Genomic DNA, 17,029 nt, shown 5'->3' on the forward strand with positions numbered 1-17,029 from the left:
TGAAGTTGACACTCATTGACTACAAGTGTAATCTTTAAACAAAATCAACGACTACAAATGTAATCGATGGAGGTGTCTTACTTGGACGAGCAACCGCGAATCTCGGATGCTGAGTGGGAGATTATGAAGGTCATCTGGGCAAAGTCACCCTCTACAGCAGCCGATGTCATCCACGCCCTGCGAGACAACAAGACGTGGAAAGACAACACAATCAAAACCTTGCTCAGTCGCCTCTTGCAAAAGGGCATTCTCACCTATGAGCAGGTCAATCGAGTCTACTATTACTCTCCTGTGCTCACTGAGGAAGAATGCAAGCGCCAAGAGCGCCAATCCTTTTTGCAGCGCGTGTACGACGGGGCCTTAAAGCCTATGCTGGTTCACTTTTTAAAAGAAGAAAAGCTCTCCTCCCAAGAGATTGACGAGCTGAAAAAAATCCTTTCCGAAAAGGAGAAATAAGCTGGTGGATTGGCAATGGCTCACACTCACCCTCAATCAAGCATTTACGTGGACACTGTATAACTCCATCGAGGCCAGCCTTCTTGTGATCCTGATCTTGCTCTGCCAGCAGCTCGGCAAAAAGCATTTCCCCATCCGCTGGCACCATGCCGTATGGTTCCTGCTTCTCTGGAAGCTCGCGGTACCTTGGTCGATAGACAGCACGATCAGTTTGTATAACTGGCTGCCTACTTCGTCCTGGACATCCATGCAGGAAGCACACCCGCCTACGGAATCGATTGTTCTCGTTACTGAGGCCCTACATCTAAATGAATCTGCCCTCCAACCAGATGCCTCTCTAGCAAACGAAGCGAGCTTTTCCTGGATTAGCCTGCTTTCCCTCATCTGGATCGGCGGTGTCGCCATTTTCGCTATCACCATGACTCGCAGTACATACCGATTGCTCTCTCAGCTAAAAAACGATGTGTTCGTACAGGATGAAGCTATTTTGCGCGTCTTTTCCCAGTGCCAAAAACAGATGGGCATCACCAAGTCCATTCCCCTGCGCATGAGTCATCAGATGACAAGCCCAGCCTTGATGGGAATCTGGCGACCGCAAATCTGGCTGCCGGAAAATCTTTTGGACAAGCTCAACGAGCATGAGCTGCGCCACATCTTTTTGCATGAGCTGGCGCATTGGAAAAGACGAGATATTCCTGTGAACAGCATCATGAGCGTGCTACTGATCCTCAACTGGTTCAACCCTTTGTTATGGTACGCTGCTTCCCGCATGCGTCAGGATCAGGAAATGGCTTGTGATGCCTTGGCTTTGACTTATTTGCAGGAGACTGAGGTACCTCGCTACGGATACACCATGATCAAAATGCTCGAGCTGTATGCCTCTCCCAAACAAATTCGCTTCACAGCCGGGTTCTCCAGCTCCAAAAAACAGGTGAAAAGGAGAATAGAAATGATTCGTCACTTTCAAAAACGGGCCTATACGTGGACCCTATCTGGTATCGTAGTCGTCTTGGCTTTAGGTGTCTTCACTTTGACTGATGCAAAAAAAGTGCTAGGGAACGAGCAGACATTCGTCGTCCCCGCAGAAGGTACAATCAAAAGCCCTATGGATCAAACAATAGGCCTGAGAATCTTAAACGACCTGAATACGCCAGTTCAGGCAGCCGCGGCCGGTAAGGTCGTCAAGGCTGAATACGATACACAAACAAGGAAAGGCAACCAGGTCATTCTGGAGCATGAAGGCGGGTATCAAACAATTTATTCACACTTGGAAAAGCTGGAGGTCACCGCTGGCACCACTGTGACCCAAGGCCAGCTCATTGGTCTGTTGGGAAGTACAGGGCGCAGCACGGGACCGCATCTTGCTTTTCAGGTTCTCGAAAATGGTATACCCATTGATCCGATGAAGCTGCTAGAGAATTCGCAAACACAGGAGTAACCTAATAATGATGAAACCCATCAGGTTAAGAACATCTGATGGGTTTTCATCCAGAAAAGTGCCATAATACGAGTGAGAAATGGAGAATTCGGAGGTACGCCATGATGAATATATTTACGTTTCTACTAGAATTGGTGCGAGTGGTCATCATCTTATTTGCGGGCTTAGCGTTGCTGTTTTTTGTTGAATCCAGATTGTTTATGAACACACTTGAAGGAGCACCGTTGTTCCTCTTATTGTTTGCCAATGTAATCTTTATCCTTGTTTTCTATCGAAATAAACTTCAGTTTAGTGGCTGGTACAAAGGGAAAGAAGTAAAGAGCTTGCATCCTCGAGCGAGCAAAGTCCTTATTTCCATAGCATTTCTCGCCATCGCTTCCGCTTTTTTCTTATAACCCAAAATGCTGCTTCGCTAGCTTTTTAAACCGTTCTCCGTCAATCTCCTCTTTCTTCATAACACCATCCACCCATTGCGTAAAAGAACTGTTCGTCAACGTAACATTGCCTCTCTCCGTCAACTGCGTAAGCAAAGGGCTTTTGTTGAAGGGAGATTGTTCATGGTCAACGATAATCGTCTGAATCTCGTTTAATTCCGTTTCATCCGTCACCAGCTTCTGCGAATCAAAGGTATAGCCGATCCTCCAGTCCGTATCCTTGTGCCGCAGCTTCATTTCGAGTACATAATCGCCATACTCCGTCTGCTCTTTCTTGATCCGAAATTCACCATTGCGCGAAGAGACGGTCTCCCCGGTTAACGGAACAGGCTTCAACGGCAGATTCGAGCCAAAACCCGTGTCGAGTAAATACGTTTGCCCCTCATAGGTAAGCAAAATCGTGGCATGTGTTCGGCCAATCGTGTAATACTCGCCAACATCATGCCTGTAAACAACTCCGCGTATCAGATTGACGTCAAAGCCATTATCCAGCAAGAAGAAATACAACATCGGATTGAGCTCGTAGCAAAGACCGCCTTCGTTTCTGACCAGTAGCTTCTCCATGACAGACTGTCTGGAGATTACGCTAGTTCGCTCTTCCATAATGCACAGGTTTTCAAAAGGAATCGCCAATGCTGTCAGATCAAGGAGGCGATCCAATGTATCGAAGGTAATCGTTTCATTTTCTGGCATGCCGATTCTTTTCCGAAATAAGGCATTCAGCTCACTCATGCTTTTTCCCCCTAAGTAGGTTCTTCCTCAAGTATAAGACAGGTTCCAGCACGATTTCCTTATATACCGAGCAGCTTTAGCTTCCGATACAAGGTGCGAAGCCCGATCCCGAGTTCTTCTGCCACCCGCTGCTTCCCTTTCAGGTCGCTGCCGTGCTTTTGCAACGAAGCGCGAATGGCGTCCGCTTGTGCATCGGCGACCCTTGCTTTGATAGCTGGACCTGAATGTGAAGGAGCTATTAGAGGACGAGCACGAAGGCGCGGAGGCAAGCTGTCGACAGTCAGTACCGTATCTTGCTCCATGTTCATGGCGTACTCGATGGCGTTTTCCAGTTCCCGCACATTGCCCGGCCAGTGATAGTGCGTGAGCAAGTTGATCGCCTCTCGTGCTATTCCGAAGAAGGTACGCCCTGCTTGCTCTCCGTACTTCTCCATAAATGAAACAGCCAAGAGCTCGATGTCTTCCTTGCGCTCTGCGAGTGACGGGACGTGTATCGGGATGACGTTCAACCGATAGTACAGATCGGCACGAAACGCCTTTTTCTCCACGAGCTCCTCCAGGTTTTGGTTCGTCGCCGCGATGATTCGTGCATTGATGGGAAATGATCGTGTGCCGCCGATGCGTTCCACCACCTTTTCCTGCAATACGCGCAACAGCTTTGTCTGCAACGAGAGCGGCATATCGCCGATTTCATCCAGAAAAAGCGTACCTCCCTCTGCCATTTCGAACCGTCCTGGCTTTCCTCCCTTTTTGGCTCCGGTAAATGCGCCGTCCTCGTAACCGAACAATTCGCTTTCGAACAGATTTTCCGGAATGCTGGCACAATTGATGGCGACAAACGGATAGTATGCTCGCGTGCTTGCCTCGTGAATCGCTTTTGCCAAATGTCCTTTGCCTGTCCCTGTTTCGCCGGTAATTAGTACCGTAGAGCTGCTGTTACCGATTTTCATCGCCATTTCTTTGACCTGCTTGATGGCTGGGCTGTTTCCTACGATTTGAGCCAGACACTCCGCTTTGCCAGACGAACGGCCCCCTTGATGATCCTTCAAACGCGGAACAGTTAGCGCTCCCCTCTGCACGCGAAGCACGCCGCCAATGAGCTGATTGTTGACGATGATCGGCGTGGCCTCGGTTGGAGCATCTAGCTTGTCAACGAGACAATTAGCGATCGGCAAGGAATGCGCGGCCATCCCGGATAATGACGGCAGCAGCATCCGTGAAACCTCCGCTGGCAGCAGCTCATGCTGGGACAGCAGTCTACGCGCGCTGGCATTCGTGTGAATGACATTGCCACTTCGGTCAAATGTGAAATACGCATCGGCTACGGTATCCAGTGCTCCCTCCAACAGCCGAATCGAGTCATCTGCCGATTCAATCTGTCTCGTCGCATGGGATTGTACAATCGCCGTAATCATCTCGCTGACTTCTGTCAGGATTTGCTGGTATCTCTCTGTATGCTTGGATAGTCGATTTTGGCCTTCCTTCGTAAAAGATGTGAGGGAAACGACCCCGATTGCATGATTGGCTACCTTAATAGAAGAGAGCAGCTCGACTTTGGCGGGGCAGCTGTCAAGAAAACGGCATCCTTTGCACATTTCCATGGAGCCGGGTTTGTCTACCACATACTGTCCTTTTGCCAACACGAATTCAATCGAGGGCACATGCACATTTTCGCCCTTTTGTTTCAAGTAGCGCTCCGTACTCACGACCAAGAGGCCGTGCTCGTTAATCACCGCAGCATCCACGTTCAATATATCTGAAATGCTTGTAATGACCTTTTCGATGGCTGGTTTGCACAGATCCAACGAAACCATGGATATCCTCCCTGCTTATTGTCCTTGCTCCCTATTTTACGAAATATTTAGATAGTTCACAAACATTTTACCACTGATGTTTGCCAATAATGACAACTCATTGCCACTTTTGTCACCGCCATGACGGTTCGAAACACAGTCGGAGCCTCGTAAAATCGGCTTTTTTCACGATCCAGCAAGGAGCATGTTACTCGGCGGGGTTCTTTCCACACTTGGCACAGTGATTGCATTATAAACGTTTCATCTAGGGGGAGTGATCAACCATGGTAAACACGAACGAGGTATTCCATTTGCAAGGAAAGGTAGCCTTGGTGACAGGTGCTGCTTCCGGTATCGGACTTGCAACAGCGAAACGACTGGCCCAATTCGGAGTAAACGTCATGCTGCTTGATATCAACGAGGAGCTCGGGGAAAAGGCCGCGCAAGAAATCGTAGCGGAGGGCGGGTCAGCCCGTTATTTTACATGCAATGTAGTTTCCCAACAGGATTGTCGTGAAGTAACGAAAGCGATCGAGGAAGCGTACGGTCGCATCGATATTTTGTTCAACAACGCAGGCGTGATCAGAAGAAAGACGGTCGTTGAGCTGGAAGAAGACGATTGGGATCTGGTCGTCAATGTCTCCTTGAAGGGTGCTTACAACCTCTCCAAATACGTTATTCCGGTCATGGCAAAAACAGGCGGAGGCAGCATCATTAACACTGGCTCTGGCTGGGGTATCAAGGGCGGTGACAAGGCTGCGGCCTACTGCGCGGCAAAAGCAGGCGTCGTCAACCTGACGCGGGCAATGGCGATTGACCACGGTCCGGAAAATATCCGTGTGAATTGCGTGTCACCTGGCGATACCGACACACCTCTGTTGCGTGAAGAAGCGCGCCAGCTGGAAAAGGAAGAAGGGGCATTCCTTGTCTCCTCCGCCCAAGGGCGTCCACTGGAGCGTCTCGGTTCTCCACAAGATATTGCCAATGCTGTCCTGTTCTTTGCCAGCGATCTGTCATCCTGGGTGACGGGTTCCGTTCTGGTCGTCGACGGCGGCGGTTTGGCTTAATGTATCGTTATTAAGACTGAATATTCCAACAAAGAGATGGAGGAACCATGAGATGAGCGTACAACGTTATGCCCACCCGTATATTCCGAATTCTGCACCTGAAATCAAAGAGAAAATGCTATCCGAAATCGGCTTTTCCAGCATCGAGGATATCTATGCGGACATTCCCGGGGAGCTGCGCCTAAAAGAAAAAATGAACATCCCGAAAGCTTTGACCGAATACGAGCTGGAGCGCCACGTCAACCATCTGATGAACAAAAACCAAACCACAAAAGAAAATATCAGCTTCCTCGGCGCAGGGTGCTGGCCGCATTTTGTTCCGGCTGTCTGTGATGAAATCAACTCCCGCGCCGAGTTTGTGACGGCGTATGCTGGTGAGCCTTACGAAGACAAGGGGCGCTTTCAGGCGTTGTTCGAGTACCAAAGCCTCGTAGCTGAGCTGGTCGATATGGATGTCGTGAACGTTCCGACCTTTGACTGGGCACAGGCTGCTTCTACTGCTCTGCGCATGGCAGCACGTATCACCAAACGCACAGAGCTACTGGTCTCGAAAAACATCCATCCCGACAAGCTCTTGATCATCAAAAACTATACGTCTCCTGATCTTACCGTCACCTTGATCGATTTTGAGAACGAAACAGGAATACTTGACCTGAATGATCTAAAAGCAAAGCTCAGTATAGATACAGCAGCGGTTTACTTCGAAAACCCGACCTTCCTCGGATCTGTGGAAGTAAACGGACAGATGATTGCGGACTTGGCTCATGCGGCTGGTGCCATTTGCGTAGTCGGCGTCGATCCCATCTCTCTCGGCGTGATGGAATCTCCGGCGAATTACGGCGCGGACATCGTGTGCGGAGATTTGCAGCCGCTTGGCGTACACATGCATTACGGCGGTGGGCAATCCGGCTTTATCGCGACGCATGACGATCCGACCTTCGTCATGGAATATCCGTCCCGCCTGTTCGGAATCGCTCCAACAGAGGTCGAAGGCGAATACGGCTTCGGAGATGTCGCGTACGACCGCACCTCTTTTGCCAAACGTGAAAAAGGCAAGGAGTCCGTCGGAACACAAACAGCGCTATGGGGCATTACCGCAGGTGTGTACTTGGCGACGATGGGACCTGTAGGCATGGAAGAAGTCGGGCAAGGTATCATGCAGCGCTCCCAATACGCCGCCAAACAGCTCTCTTCCATTCCCGGGGTCGAGGCCAAATTCGCCGCTCCTTTCTTCAAGGAGTTTGTGATTGACTTCTCGCAAACAGGTAAAACCGTCAAAGACATTAACGCTGCGCTTCTCGCTAAAGGAATTTTCGGCGGAGTTGATTTGACTGAACACTACCCGGAATTGGGTCAATGTGCGCTCTACTGCGTCACGGAGGTTCATACCCAGGAGGATATTGATACGCTCGTCGCTGCCGTAAAAAACATCGTGTAAAAGGAGGAAACCGACCATGAAAACATCCGAAGGAACAATCGACAAAATGAAACGGATTCCGAGGGACCATAAGGTACGCCGCTTCCACCAAGCAAAGTGGGATGAGCCTGTCATTTTCGAGCTGAGCCAGCCCGGCGAGCGTGGCGTCGAGGTACCACCCGTCGAGCCACAAATCGTGGAAACCATAGGCGATGGCATCTCCCAGCTGCCAGACAGCCTGCGCCGAAAAAAACGGCCGAATCTTCCCGAGATCAGTCAGTACCGCGTGATTCGTCATTACTCCCGCATTTCGCAGGAGGTTCTGGGGTCGGATTTCAACGTGGAGATTGGGCAAGGCACCTGCACGATGAAATACTCCCCGAAGATCAATGAACGCTTCGTGCGCTCGCCGAAAATGGCGGAGCTGCATCCGCTGCAAGACGAGTCCACTGTCCAAGGGATGCTGGAGATGACGTATCAGCTCGATCTATACTTGCGCGAGATTTCAGGAATGGACAAATTCTCGTTCCAGCCGGGCAGCGGCACACAGGCATTGTTTACCCAAGCCTCTATCGTGCGCAAATACCACGAATCTCGCGGCGAAGGAGAGCAGCGCAACGAGTTTATTACCACCCATTTTTCCCACCCGTCCCAAGCCGCGACGGCCGCAGTCAAAGGCTTCAAAATCATTTATGTACCGGCCGACGAAAACGGCTACCCTGATCTGGAAGCGCTAAAGGACCTCGTCTCGGAGCGAACCGCTGCCTTTGCCGTAGCGAATCCAGAGGATACAGGCATTTACAACTCCCGCATCAAGGAGTTCACAGACGTCGTTCACGCCGCAGGGGGGCTGTGCTGCTACGACCAAGCAAACGCCAACGGCTTGCTGGGCATTACCCGCGCGTTGGAAGCAGGCTTTGACATGTGCTTCTTCAACCTGCACAAAACCTTCTCCGTCCCACACGCTTGCGGCGGACCTGCAACAGGTGCCATCGGTGTCACTTCCGAGCTTGCGCAATTCCTGCCCGGACCGATCGTAGATTTCGACGGAGAGCGTTACTTCTATAAGCGTGATTTGAAAAACAGCATCGGGAAAGTCCGCAGCTTTTACGGCGTACCACCTGCAGTCCTGCGCTCCTACGCTTGGGTCCGTGCACTTGGTGCTGACGGCTTGAAAGAAGTTGCCGAAATCGCTTGCCTCAACAACAACTATCTCTATCACAAAATCCTGCAAATCCGCGGTGCGAGCGCGCCCTATATACAAGGCCGACGCCTGGAGCAGGTTCGCTATAGCTGGCAGCAGCTAAAAGAAGATACGGGCGTCACAACATACGATGTTCAGCGCCGCATGGTCGACTTTGCCCACCATTACTGGACCAGTCACCACCCGTACGTCGTGCCGGAGCCGTTTACGCTGGAACCGACGGAGTCCTATTCCATGGCAGAGCTCGACGAATACATCGCGGCACTTACGCATATCTCTCAAGAAGCCTATGAGAATCCTGAGATCGTAAAAACAGCGCCGCACAATAGTACAGGACACCGTGTCCTTGAGTCCGTACTCGATGATCCTGATCAATGGTGCATCACATGGAGAGCTTATTTGAAAAAGACGGCACAAAATTAGTTCATGCAGGGGCAAGGGCGGCACGTACGCCCTCCCCCTTTTCCTATAGTGGCAGCACACTTTTTTGTTTCCTAGCTTGGGTCGGCAAGACGTTTTGCACACCATATCCGTTAGGGGGATTCTCGTATGAGGAAGAAAAGTCTGTTTCCTGTCGCTCTTTTGGTAAGCTCACTCGTATTCTCCATTTTGGGAGGATGCGGGTCCAATGCAACATCATCACCTGCACAAACAAATGCAAACGCTTCCACCAATTCTTCTACTCCCTCCACTACACCTACCCAACCTGCTTCCGAAGTGAAACTCAAACTCGTCCATGAAGGAAAACTGACCTTTGCCATGAGTGGCCTAATCAAACCACTTAACTACAAGGACACAAACGGCGTACTGACCGGATTCGACGTGGAAATCGGCAATGAGATCGCCAAACGGATCGGACTCGAAGCCAATCCGGTGACCAATCCTTGGGAAACGATTCTGCAAGGGCTGAAGGGCGGCAAATACGATGCCATTATTGGCAGCATGACGCACACAGAAGAACGTGCCAAGCAAGTAGATTTCACCGACCCGTACTACATTTCCGGCGGGCAGATTTTTATTGCGGAAACGAATGAGAGCATCAAAACCAAGGACGATCTAACAGGTAAAATCATAGGTGTTGTTCAAGCCAGCACGCACAAAGACGTCGCGGAAACCTTAACCGACAAGACAAAAGTAAAAGGCTATCCCTCAGATATTTACGCCTTGCAGGATTTGGTCCCAGGTCGGGTCGACGCCGTAATTACAGACCGTGTCGTCGGCACCTCTGCGATCAAGAATCAAGGCCTGAAAATCAAAGCTACAGGCGAGGTTTTGAACAAAGAAAACATCGCGATCGCCGTAACCAAAGACAACCCTGAGCTGACCAAAAAAATCAATGAAGCCATCAAGGCCATGATTGAAGACGGAACCTACGAGCAAATCAGCGTGAAATGGTTCGGAGCGAACCTGTTGAAATAACGTGGGAGGTTGAGCAGCCATGGGTTTTGTGACCAGTATCATTGATATTTTTACGATTCATGGAAAAGCATTTTTGGAGGCTGCTTGGGTTACCGTTTCCCTCACGGCTGTATCCTTGGCCATGGCCTCTGTGATCGGACTCGTCTTCGCCTTTTTTAAAGTATCCGGGATTTTCTTCCTGCAAAAGCTGGCCGACACCTATATCTTCATCGTGCGCGGCATGCCGTTAATCGTCCAGCTCATGTTCCTCTACTACGGGATATCCAGTGTCATCGTCCTCTCTGACTTTACGGCAGGTGCGCTCGCGCTTGGCATTCACTCCGGCGCCTACATTGCCGAGATTTTTCGGGGAGCCATCCAATCGATTGACCGTGGACAGATGGAAGCTGCCCGTTCACTCGGGATGCCGTACAGCCTGGCGATGCGCCGAATTGTTTTGCCACAAGCCTTCAAACGTGCCATTCCGCCGCTTGGCAATCAGTTTATTATCGGACTGAAAGACTCTTCACTCGTCGCGTACATTGCTGTTACAGAGCTGTTTAACCGTGCCTTGTCTGCACAAGCTGAGAACTTCATGCCTTTTGAAACGTATTTCGTCGTCGGACTGTATTACCTCGCACTCGTCGCCATCTTTTCCTTTATTTTAAACCGTGTGGAAAAACGTCTCGATACTGGCAGGACGCCCATCAGCACTCCGAAACCAAAAGAGGTGGCAGCATGATCAAGGTACGCAATCTGGCCAAGTCATTCGGGAACCTGCATGTGCTCAAAAACATCACGCTGTCGATTCAAAAATCAGAAGTGGTTGTGTTGATCGGGGCAAGTGGATCAGGAAAAAGCACGCTACTCAGATGTCTGAACTTTCTGGAAATAAAAGACAAAGGCGTTATCGAGATCAACAATCAGGTCATCGATGTCAAAAACAGTGATTTGAACAAAATACGTGAGCATGTCGGAATGGTTTTTCAGCATTTCAATCTGTTCCCGCATATGACCGTGCTGGAAAACGTGATCGAAGCACCGATCTACGTCAAAAGGAAAAGCAAGACGGAAGCGACCGTAAAAGCCATGGAGCTATTAAGCCGCGTCGGACTGACAGACAAAGCAAACGCCTATCCCGAGCAGCTCTCCGGCGGTCAGAAGCAGCGTGTCGCGATTGCCCGCGCCCTGGCGATGGAGCCGGATGTCATGCTGTTTGATGAGCCTACTTCTGCCTTGGACCCTGAGCTGGTAGGCGAAGTGCTCGCTACTATGAAAGACCTCGCTCGCGATGGCATGACAATGGTCGTCGTAACGCACGAAATGGGCTTTGCCCGCGAGGTAGCTGACCGAGTCATTATGCTAGCGGACGGAGAAATGGTCGAAGAAGCCCATCCCCATGAGCTTTTCACGAATCCAAAGCATGAGCGTACCAAACGATTTTTACAACAAATTTTGTAAGCGAAGAAGAGGTGGAACCCATGCTACAAAGCCGTGAAGCAATCCTGCAATTGACCGATGAACTAGTCAGCATTGAAAGTATCGTGAACACCACCGGAGAAATCGCCGTTGCTACCCATCTATATGAGCATCTAAAGTCATTCCCCTATTTTCAAAAGCATCCAGATCAGTTGATTCTCTCCCGCACGGTCAACGACGAGGTGGAGCGCTACAACGTCCTTGCTTTTGTCAGAGGAACCAGGGAGCCGAGCACCAAAACTGTTATTTTGATGGGGCACACGGATACCGTCGGGATTGAGGACTACAACCACCTAAAGAACAAAGCCTGCCATCCGACTGCGCTCATGGACGCCTTGAAAAATGAGCCACTGCCTGCACTGGTGAGTGAGCAGCTGGAGTCAGGTGATTGGCATTTTGGGCGTGGCGTGCTCGATATGAAAAGCGGCGTAGCGAGCCACGTCTACTTGCTGAAGTACTATTCCGAGCACCCGGAAGAGCTGGTGGGCAATCTCATGCTGCTTGCCGAATGCGACGAAGAAGACAGCTCGCATGGCGTACTCTCTTCCTTGAAGAACTTGAAAAAATGGCGAGAGGAGCACGGTTTTGACTATATCGCGCTGATCAACTCCGACTTTGTCGCCCCGCGCTACGATGGGGACCCGAATCGCTATATCTATAAGGGTACTGTCGGCAAGCTGCTGCCTTCCTTTTATATCACGGGCTACGAGACGCATGCAGGCTCTGCTTTCGAGGGACTTGATCCCAACTTTATCGCCGCAGAGTTGACCCGCCAGATCAGCTACAATCCTGACCTGTGCGACGAAGCATTCGGCGAGACACCTGTGCCTCCTGTCTCGTTGAAGCAGACAGACTTCAAGCCGACCTACACGATCCAGACCGCCTTGTCGGCCTACGTCTATTATAATTTCTTCATCCATTCCTGGTCTCCGAAGCAAGTCTTGGCACTACTGAAGGAGCAAGCCGAGATCGCCTTTGAAAACGCACTGGCTCTATTGCATGAGCGTCACCGCCGCTTCTGTGAGAAGAGCGGTCAAGCTTGGACTCCCCTCCCTTGGAAGACGCGAGTTTTGATCTACGAGGATATGAAAAAAGAGCTGATTGCCGAGCATGGAGACGCCTTCCTCTCGCACATGAAGCAGTTTAAAGAGGCGCTTTTGCAAGACAAATCCTTGGATGTACGCATGTTCTCGGCTCGTGTGGTTGAAGAGGAGATCAAGTGGATGAAGGACAGAAGCCCCGCCATCATCTTGTTCTATTCCTCACTCTACTCTCCCCGCATCGAGCTCGTTGGCAAGGACGAACGGGAGCAAAACTTGATAGAAGCATTGGAACAAGCCGTTGCAGTCGTCCAGCCGGATTATGCACATCCTATCGTGACGCGCAACTTTTTCCCGTACGTTTGCGATATGAGCTGCGTAGCACTCTCAGACGATGAGGAAGGCATTCTCGCGATCGAAGAGAACAATCCGAGCTGGGGCAGCAAGCATTACGTCGAGTATCAGGACATTCGGGATATTAACGTACCTTGCATCAACATCGGTCCGTATGGGTACGATGCACATAACCGTTTTGAACGGATGGAGATTACGTATTCCACTGAAGTCGTTCCCTCTGTGACGAACGAGATTATCAAGCAGCTATTGAAATAGTAAAAGTGCCAGCTCCGAATGCAGGGGCTGGCGTTTGTTTTTAGAATTGGTTGGGGAATTGCTTGATAATTCCTGCTGTCAGCATATCAGCGAACGTAAGGATGTGATCCACTCCTTGGTCAAATGCAGCGATATCTGTATCCCAGTCCTTTTTCAATCTTGCTTGGAGATTTTGGGAGAGCAGCTTCAAATGCGTATACATCATCTCTTTTACATCTTTTTCAGGCCAATTCGGATTCGCGCTGCTTAAAAACTTGGCGATATCATCTGCATTTCGAAACCATTCTTTCTTCCATTTTTCCACACTCGACTGATCGCCATTTTTGGCGGCGTCAATGATTTTACCAGCGACCACAATATGCTCGGTTAGCAGCTTGCCAAGCTTGTTGCCTGCTTCCTCACCATAGTAAGGCTTAATCGCATTCCCGATATCCGTCTGGTTTTTCAAGAGTCTTTCCAGTACCTTATCTTTGTCTTCCAACCCTGCTAAAGCGCTGACCAGATAACTCCTCGTCCATATCATATGGTCGATCCAGAGCTTTCTCATATCACCCTGCAATTTGACTTCTTTCGGCTTTATGCATTCCTGTTGCCGGCCGTTTCCTTGTGATTCCTTGGCTATAGCCATCACCGGTACGCCTAGCAAAGCAAGGCAAATCATCAACAGTGTTGCTTTCCTGAGTATTGAAGTCATTTTTGGTCTTCTCCTTGTTATCGGTATGTAATAGGTTCCATTGTTATTTTGGATCAAAACGATTCTTTCATTCGTTTCACAGAAAAAAGGACACCCTACTAGCTGGTGTCCGGTCATTTCTTGCACGCCTTTGGTTAAAACTGATTCGGGAACTGCTTAATGATGCCTGCTGTCAGCACATCAGCGAATGAGATGATATGATCCTCACCTTGGTCAAACGCAGCAATATCCGCTTCCCAGTCTTTTTTCAATCTCGCCTGGAGATTATCATTGAGCAGCTTCAGATGCATGTACATCATCTCTTTTAGTTCCTTCTCAGTCCAATTGGGGTTGGCGCTGCTTAAGAACTTGGCGATATCATCCGCATTCCGGTGCCAGTCCTTATCAAGCTTTGCTACAGTAGCCTGATCGCCTTTTTTGGCTGCGTCAATGATTTTGCCGCCTATCGTAATATGCTCCGTCAGCAATTCGGTAACCTTTTTACCTGCTTCCTCTCCGTAATACGGCTTCATTGCGTTCCCGATATCCACCTGGTTTTTCAAGAGTCGTGCCTGTACGGCGTCTTTGTCTTCCAGCCCTGCCAAGGCGCTTACCATATAGGTGTGGTCCCATAGCAAATGGTCAATCCATAGCCTCCGCATATCCCCTTGCAGCTTTACTTCTTTTGGCTTTATACATTCTCTCTGCTGTACATTTCCTTGCGATTCCTTGGCAGCTGCCATTCCCGGCACACCAAGTAGTGCCACGCAAATCATCAACAATGTTACTTTCCTGAGCATTGGAGTCATCTATTCCTTCTCCTTTTTTGATAAGTAGTCAATCCCGCTGTTATTTTAAGCAAGTTTGGCTTTTTCATGCGTCCAATACATCAGCCCTGCAAATTGACACATATCGGAAGCATCCTTATAGTTGTCTTATCAACAGTTGCCCTGACTGCCTAACCTAGGAGGTTTCGCAATGAAATTGGATGAGTATATCGGCGTCATCGTGAAACGAACGGATTTAAAACTGAACAACTATTATCAAAAAGTATGCAATCCCTATAACATTACTATCGATCAGTGGATGATTTTCGTCGTGTTATGGGAAGAAGAGGGTTTGACCCAGAACGAGTTGGCAGATCGCACCTACAAGGATAAAACGAATATCGCGCGGATGCTCTTTCTCATGGAAGAAAGAGGGTTTATTCATCGCGAAACAGATAAAAAGGATCGCCGCTCCCTTCGTGTCTATCTGACGGAAAAAGGGCGACTTTTGAAAGACGAGGTCCTTCCTCCCTCCATTGAAGCGTACGAGAAAACCATTGCAGGATTGACCGAAGAAGAAGTAAACCAATTTCGCAGAACACTCAATATCATTTATGAGAACGTAAAAAACTTGTAAAAACAAAACATATTGCAGGATGTCATTTTTTGTATATAATTAGTTGTTATAGCAACAGTTTTTATAACAACTTTCAAAGCGACATATATACAAAAAGGAGTGAGAATAATGAGCACAGAAGGGATTTGGAGCACGCATTACCGAGCGTTAACAATTGGTATTATTCTTGTGGTGACTGCTACAGCATTTGAAGGCTTGGCTGTCACGACAATCGCCCCCGGTCTTTCCCGAGAGCTACAGGGTGAGGATCTTTATGGGTGGGTATTCAGTGCTTATTTGTTGGCTCAGCTGATTGGAACTGTGGTCACAGGTCAATTCGTCGATAGAAAAGGGCCTGCCCAGCCTTTCATTGTCACTATCGTGCTCTTTGCTGTTGGCATTGTAATTGCTGCAATCGCGCCAGATATGCTTACTTTACTGCTTGGGCGAGTCATGCAAGGATTCGGAGCCGGTGCCTTGGTCAATTGCGTGTATACCATGATTACTTTGCGTTACCCTGATTCTCTTCGCCCTCAGATTCTTGCTGTCTTCTCCAGCGCTTATATCCTTCCAGGCCTGTTCGGACCGTATATCGCCGGGATTATTGCTGAACAGTTGTCGTGGAGATATGTCTTCTGGTTGATCCTTCCCTTTATCTTTTTGTCTGCACTCTTAACCACCCCCTCTTTCCGAGGCTTACAACCGCCAAAAGCAAGCGCGGCAAACAATCGCAGTCTTCTTCTGCCTTTTTTCTTGGCCCTAGGGACGGGTGCCTTGCTTTTTGGACTCGGCAAAATTCCCTCCATCTACGGTTTCCTGCTATCCATCGCGGGTTTGCTCACCCTCAGTGTCCCATTATATAAGCTGATGCCGAAAGGAACGCTCCTCGCACGCTCAGGCTTACCTGCTGTCATCGCGTCTCGGGGTCTTTTTGTCGCTGCCTATTACGGTACACAAACGTATCTCGTCCTCGGACTCACCTCGATTTTAGGTTTAACCGCCGACAAAGCTGGTTTGGCTGTTGCCTCCGCAGCAATCAGTTGGTCGCTGGCAGCCAATGTACAAGCAAAGCTGGATAAGAAAGACCAAGGGGCTGGTCGAAAAAAACGAATTATCATAGGCCTCGTTATTATGCTCATCGGAGTCGCTTGCACCGTACCGCTGACGTTGATTCAACAAGACCTTTTCGGTATCGTGGTCGCGATTTGTAGCCAGATCATTATGGGCTTCGGAATTGGTTTGGCTCACCCGACAAGCGGCGCCATTGCGTTTTCTCTTGCAAAACCTGGTGAAGAAGGAAAAGTATCTGCTGAAATATCTATCGCGGATACGTTCACACCAGCGATTGTCATAGGGGTGGGAGGAGCCATCATATCTGTGATGACTGCATTTGAGTTTTCACTTTCAGTCGGGATTACCGTTTCCCTGCTCCTTCAGACGTTCATCGTCTTACTGGGGCTGGCATCTGCTGCCCGACTGGCAACACGTTCCGTACCTGTTCAAGAAAAAAGGACACCTTAAAAAGGTGTCCTCTCCCAAAACATCCCTATTCAGTCTCCTGCTTGTACAGGTTTTTTAATTCTTCGAGGCTTTTCTCCGTCTTGCGGAATCGTCTTTCCAGCCGATCCTGGACTACTCTGGGCAATTCATTTTTCAAAATGTGTACAATATAAAACAGGGTTCCGATAATGACGAACATACTCAATATCAAGGTGATTTCTGGAGTAATGATAAAAAAGCACACACCGCCTATCAAAGTCGTCAGTAGAATGTATCCAAACCATTTCCCCATGGTTCACTCCCCTTTACGATTCACAAACCACCTATATTTTACCAAAATCTACAATTACTTGCCCTTGAAAAAAGGGTGCCCTCCAGTAGTGATATCTACGTGGGGCACCCT

The 17,029-nt window shown here is 49.4% G+C and carries 17 protein-coding genes; 12 read left to right on the forward strand and 5 right to left on the reverse strand.

What is annotated here, in order from left to right; all coding sequences use genetic code 11:
• The first annotated feature begins 81 nt into the window (after nucleotides 1-81).
• The 3 genes from ACKKE8_RS30770 (at nucleotide 82) to ACKKE8_RS30780 (ending at nucleotide 2,289) form a co-directional block, all read left to right on the forward strand.
• Nucleotides 82-456, forward strand: coding sequence for a BlaI/MecI/CopY family transcriptional regulator (locus ACKKE8_RS30770; protein ID WP_409176331.1), 375 nt, complete (start codon nucleotides 82-84; stop codon nucleotides 454-456).
• A gap of 4 nt (nucleotides 457-460) precedes the next feature.
• The gene (locus tag ACKKE8_RS30775; RefSeq protein ID WP_409176332.1) at nucleotides 461-1,894 is read left to right on the forward strand and encodes a M56 family metallopeptidase; all 1,434 of its coding nucleotides are present in this window, start codon (nucleotides 461-463) and stop codon (nucleotides 1,892-1,894) included.
• A gap of 101 nt (nucleotides 1,895-1,995) precedes the next feature.
• Nucleotides 1,996-2,289: a hypothetical protein gene (locus ACKKE8_RS30780; RefSeq protein WP_409176333.1), complete on the forward strand. Its 294-nt coding sequence runs from the start codon at nucleotides 1,996-1,998 to the stop codon at nucleotides 2,287-2,289.
• Here the strand turns inward: ACKKE8_RS30780 and ACKKE8_RS30785 are convergent.
• A complete protein-coding gene (locus tag ACKKE8_RS30785) occupies nucleotides 2,284-3,060 on the reverse strand; it encodes an arylamine N-acetyltransferase family protein (protein ID WP_409176334.1) in 777 nt (258 codons plus the stop codon). The two genes, ACKKE8_RS30780 and ACKKE8_RS30785, sit on opposite strands and share 6 nt — an antisense overlap.
• A gap of 59 nt (nucleotides 3,061-3,119) precedes the next feature.
• Complete coding sequence (locus ACKKE8_RS30790; protein WP_409176335.1) at nucleotides 3,120-4,874, reverse strand: sigma-54 interaction domain-containing protein; 1,755 nt, start codon at nucleotides 4,872-4,874, stop codon at nucleotides 3,120-3,122.
• A 263-nt stretch (nucleotides 4,875-5,137) separates the two neighbouring features.
• On the opposite strand from ACKKE8_RS30790, the gene ACKKE8_RS30795 reads away from it, so the two are divergent.
• The 7 genes from ACKKE8_RS30795 (at nucleotide 5,138) to ACKKE8_RS30825 (ending at nucleotide 13,070) form a co-directional block, all read left to right on the forward strand.
• Nucleotides 5,138-5,920, forward strand: a complete 783-nt coding sequence (locus tag ACKKE8_RS30795; RefSeq protein WP_409176336.1) for an SDR family NAD(P)-dependent oxidoreductase — start codon at nucleotides 5,138-5,140, stop codon at nucleotides 5,918-5,920.
• 52 nt (nucleotides 5,921-5,972) lie between these two features.
• Entirely contained in the window at nucleotides 5,973-7,358 is a 1,386-nt protein-coding gene (gcvPA, locus tag ACKKE8_RS30800) for an aminomethyl-transferring glycine dehydrogenase subunit GcvPA (protein ID WP_409176337.1), read from the forward strand.
• Between the two features lie 16 nt (nucleotides 7,359-7,374).
• The gene (gene gcvPB, locus ACKKE8_RS30805) at nucleotides 7,375-8,964 is read left to right on the forward strand and encodes an aminomethyl-transferring glycine dehydrogenase subunit GcvPB (RefSeq protein WP_409176338.1); all 1,590 of its coding nucleotides are present in this window, start codon (nucleotides 7,375-7,377) and stop codon (nucleotides 8,962-8,964) included.
• Nucleotides 8,965-9,090: 126 nt separating this feature from the next.
• A complete protein-coding gene (locus tag ACKKE8_RS30810) occupies nucleotides 9,091-9,960 on the forward strand; it encodes an ABC transporter substrate-binding protein (protein ID WP_409176339.1) in 870 nt (289 codons plus the stop codon).
• Between the two features lie 19 nt (nucleotides 9,961-9,979).
• Entirely contained in the window at nucleotides 9,980-10,681 is a 702-nt protein-coding gene (locus ACKKE8_RS30815; protein ID WP_409176340.1) for an amino acid ABC transporter permease, read from the forward strand.
• Nucleotides 10,678-11,400 carry an amino acid ABC transporter ATP-binding protein gene (locus ACKKE8_RS30820; protein ID WP_409176341.1) on the forward strand — a complete coding sequence of 241 codons (723 nt, stop codon included), beginning with the start codon at nucleotides 10,678-10,680 and terminating at the stop codon, nucleotides 11,398-11,400. The genes ACKKE8_RS30815 and ACKKE8_RS30820 overlap by 4 nt, the downstream gene beginning before the upstream one ends.
• A 20-nt stretch (nucleotides 11,401-11,420) precedes the next feature.
• Nucleotides 11,421-13,070: a M20/M25/M40 family metallo-hydrolase gene (locus tag ACKKE8_RS30825; protein WP_409176342.1), complete on the forward strand. Its 1,650-nt coding sequence runs from the start codon at nucleotides 11,421-11,423 to the stop codon at nucleotides 13,068-13,070.
• A gap of 40 nt (nucleotides 13,071-13,110) precedes the next feature.
• Here the strand turns inward: ACKKE8_RS30825 and ACKKE8_RS30830 are convergent, their stop codons facing one another.
• Both ACKKE8_RS30830 and ACKKE8_RS30835 read right to left on the reverse strand, forming a co-directional pair.
• Nucleotides 13,111-13,764, reverse strand: a complete 654-nt coding sequence (locus ACKKE8_RS30830) for a glycosyltransferase (protein WP_409176343.1) — start codon at nucleotides 13,762-13,764, stop codon at nucleotides 13,111-13,113.
• Between the two features lie 134 nt (nucleotides 13,765-13,898).
• Nucleotides 13,899-14,552: a glycosyltransferase gene (locus tag ACKKE8_RS30835; RefSeq protein WP_409176344.1), complete on the reverse strand. Its 654-nt coding sequence runs from the start codon at nucleotides 14,550-14,552 to the stop codon at nucleotides 13,899-13,901.
• Between the two features lie 169 nt (nucleotides 14,553-14,721).
• On the opposite strand from ACKKE8_RS30835, the gene ACKKE8_RS30840 reads away from it, so the two are divergent.
• Together ACKKE8_RS30840 and ACKKE8_RS30845 are read left to right on the forward strand one after the other, a co-directional pair.
• A complete protein-coding gene (locus ACKKE8_RS30840) occupies nucleotides 14,722-15,147 on the forward strand; it encodes a MarR family winged helix-turn-helix transcriptional regulator (protein ID WP_048035355.1) in 426 nt (141 codons plus the stop codon).
• Nucleotides 15,148-15,255: 108 nt separating this feature from the next.
• On the forward strand, nucleotides 15,256-16,647 hold the full coding sequence (locus ACKKE8_RS30845) for an MFS transporter (protein WP_409176345.1): 1,392 nt from the start codon (nucleotides 15,256-15,258) through the stop codon (nucleotides 16,645-16,647).
• Nucleotides 16,648-16,672: 25 nt separating this feature from the next.
• On the opposite strand, the gene ACKKE8_RS30850 is transcribed toward ACKKE8_RS30845, so the two are convergent.
• Entirely contained in the window at nucleotides 16,673-16,918 is a 246-nt protein-coding gene (locus ACKKE8_RS30850) for a hypothetical protein (RefSeq protein ID WP_409176346.1), read from the reverse strand.
• Nucleotides 16,919-17,029: the final 111 nt, after the last annotated feature.

Source organism: Brevibacillus fortis (genome assembly GCF_046196545.1).
Classification (GTDB): domain Bacteria; phylum Bacillota; class Bacilli; order Brevibacillales; family Brevibacillaceae; genus Brevibacillus; species Brevibacillus fortis_A.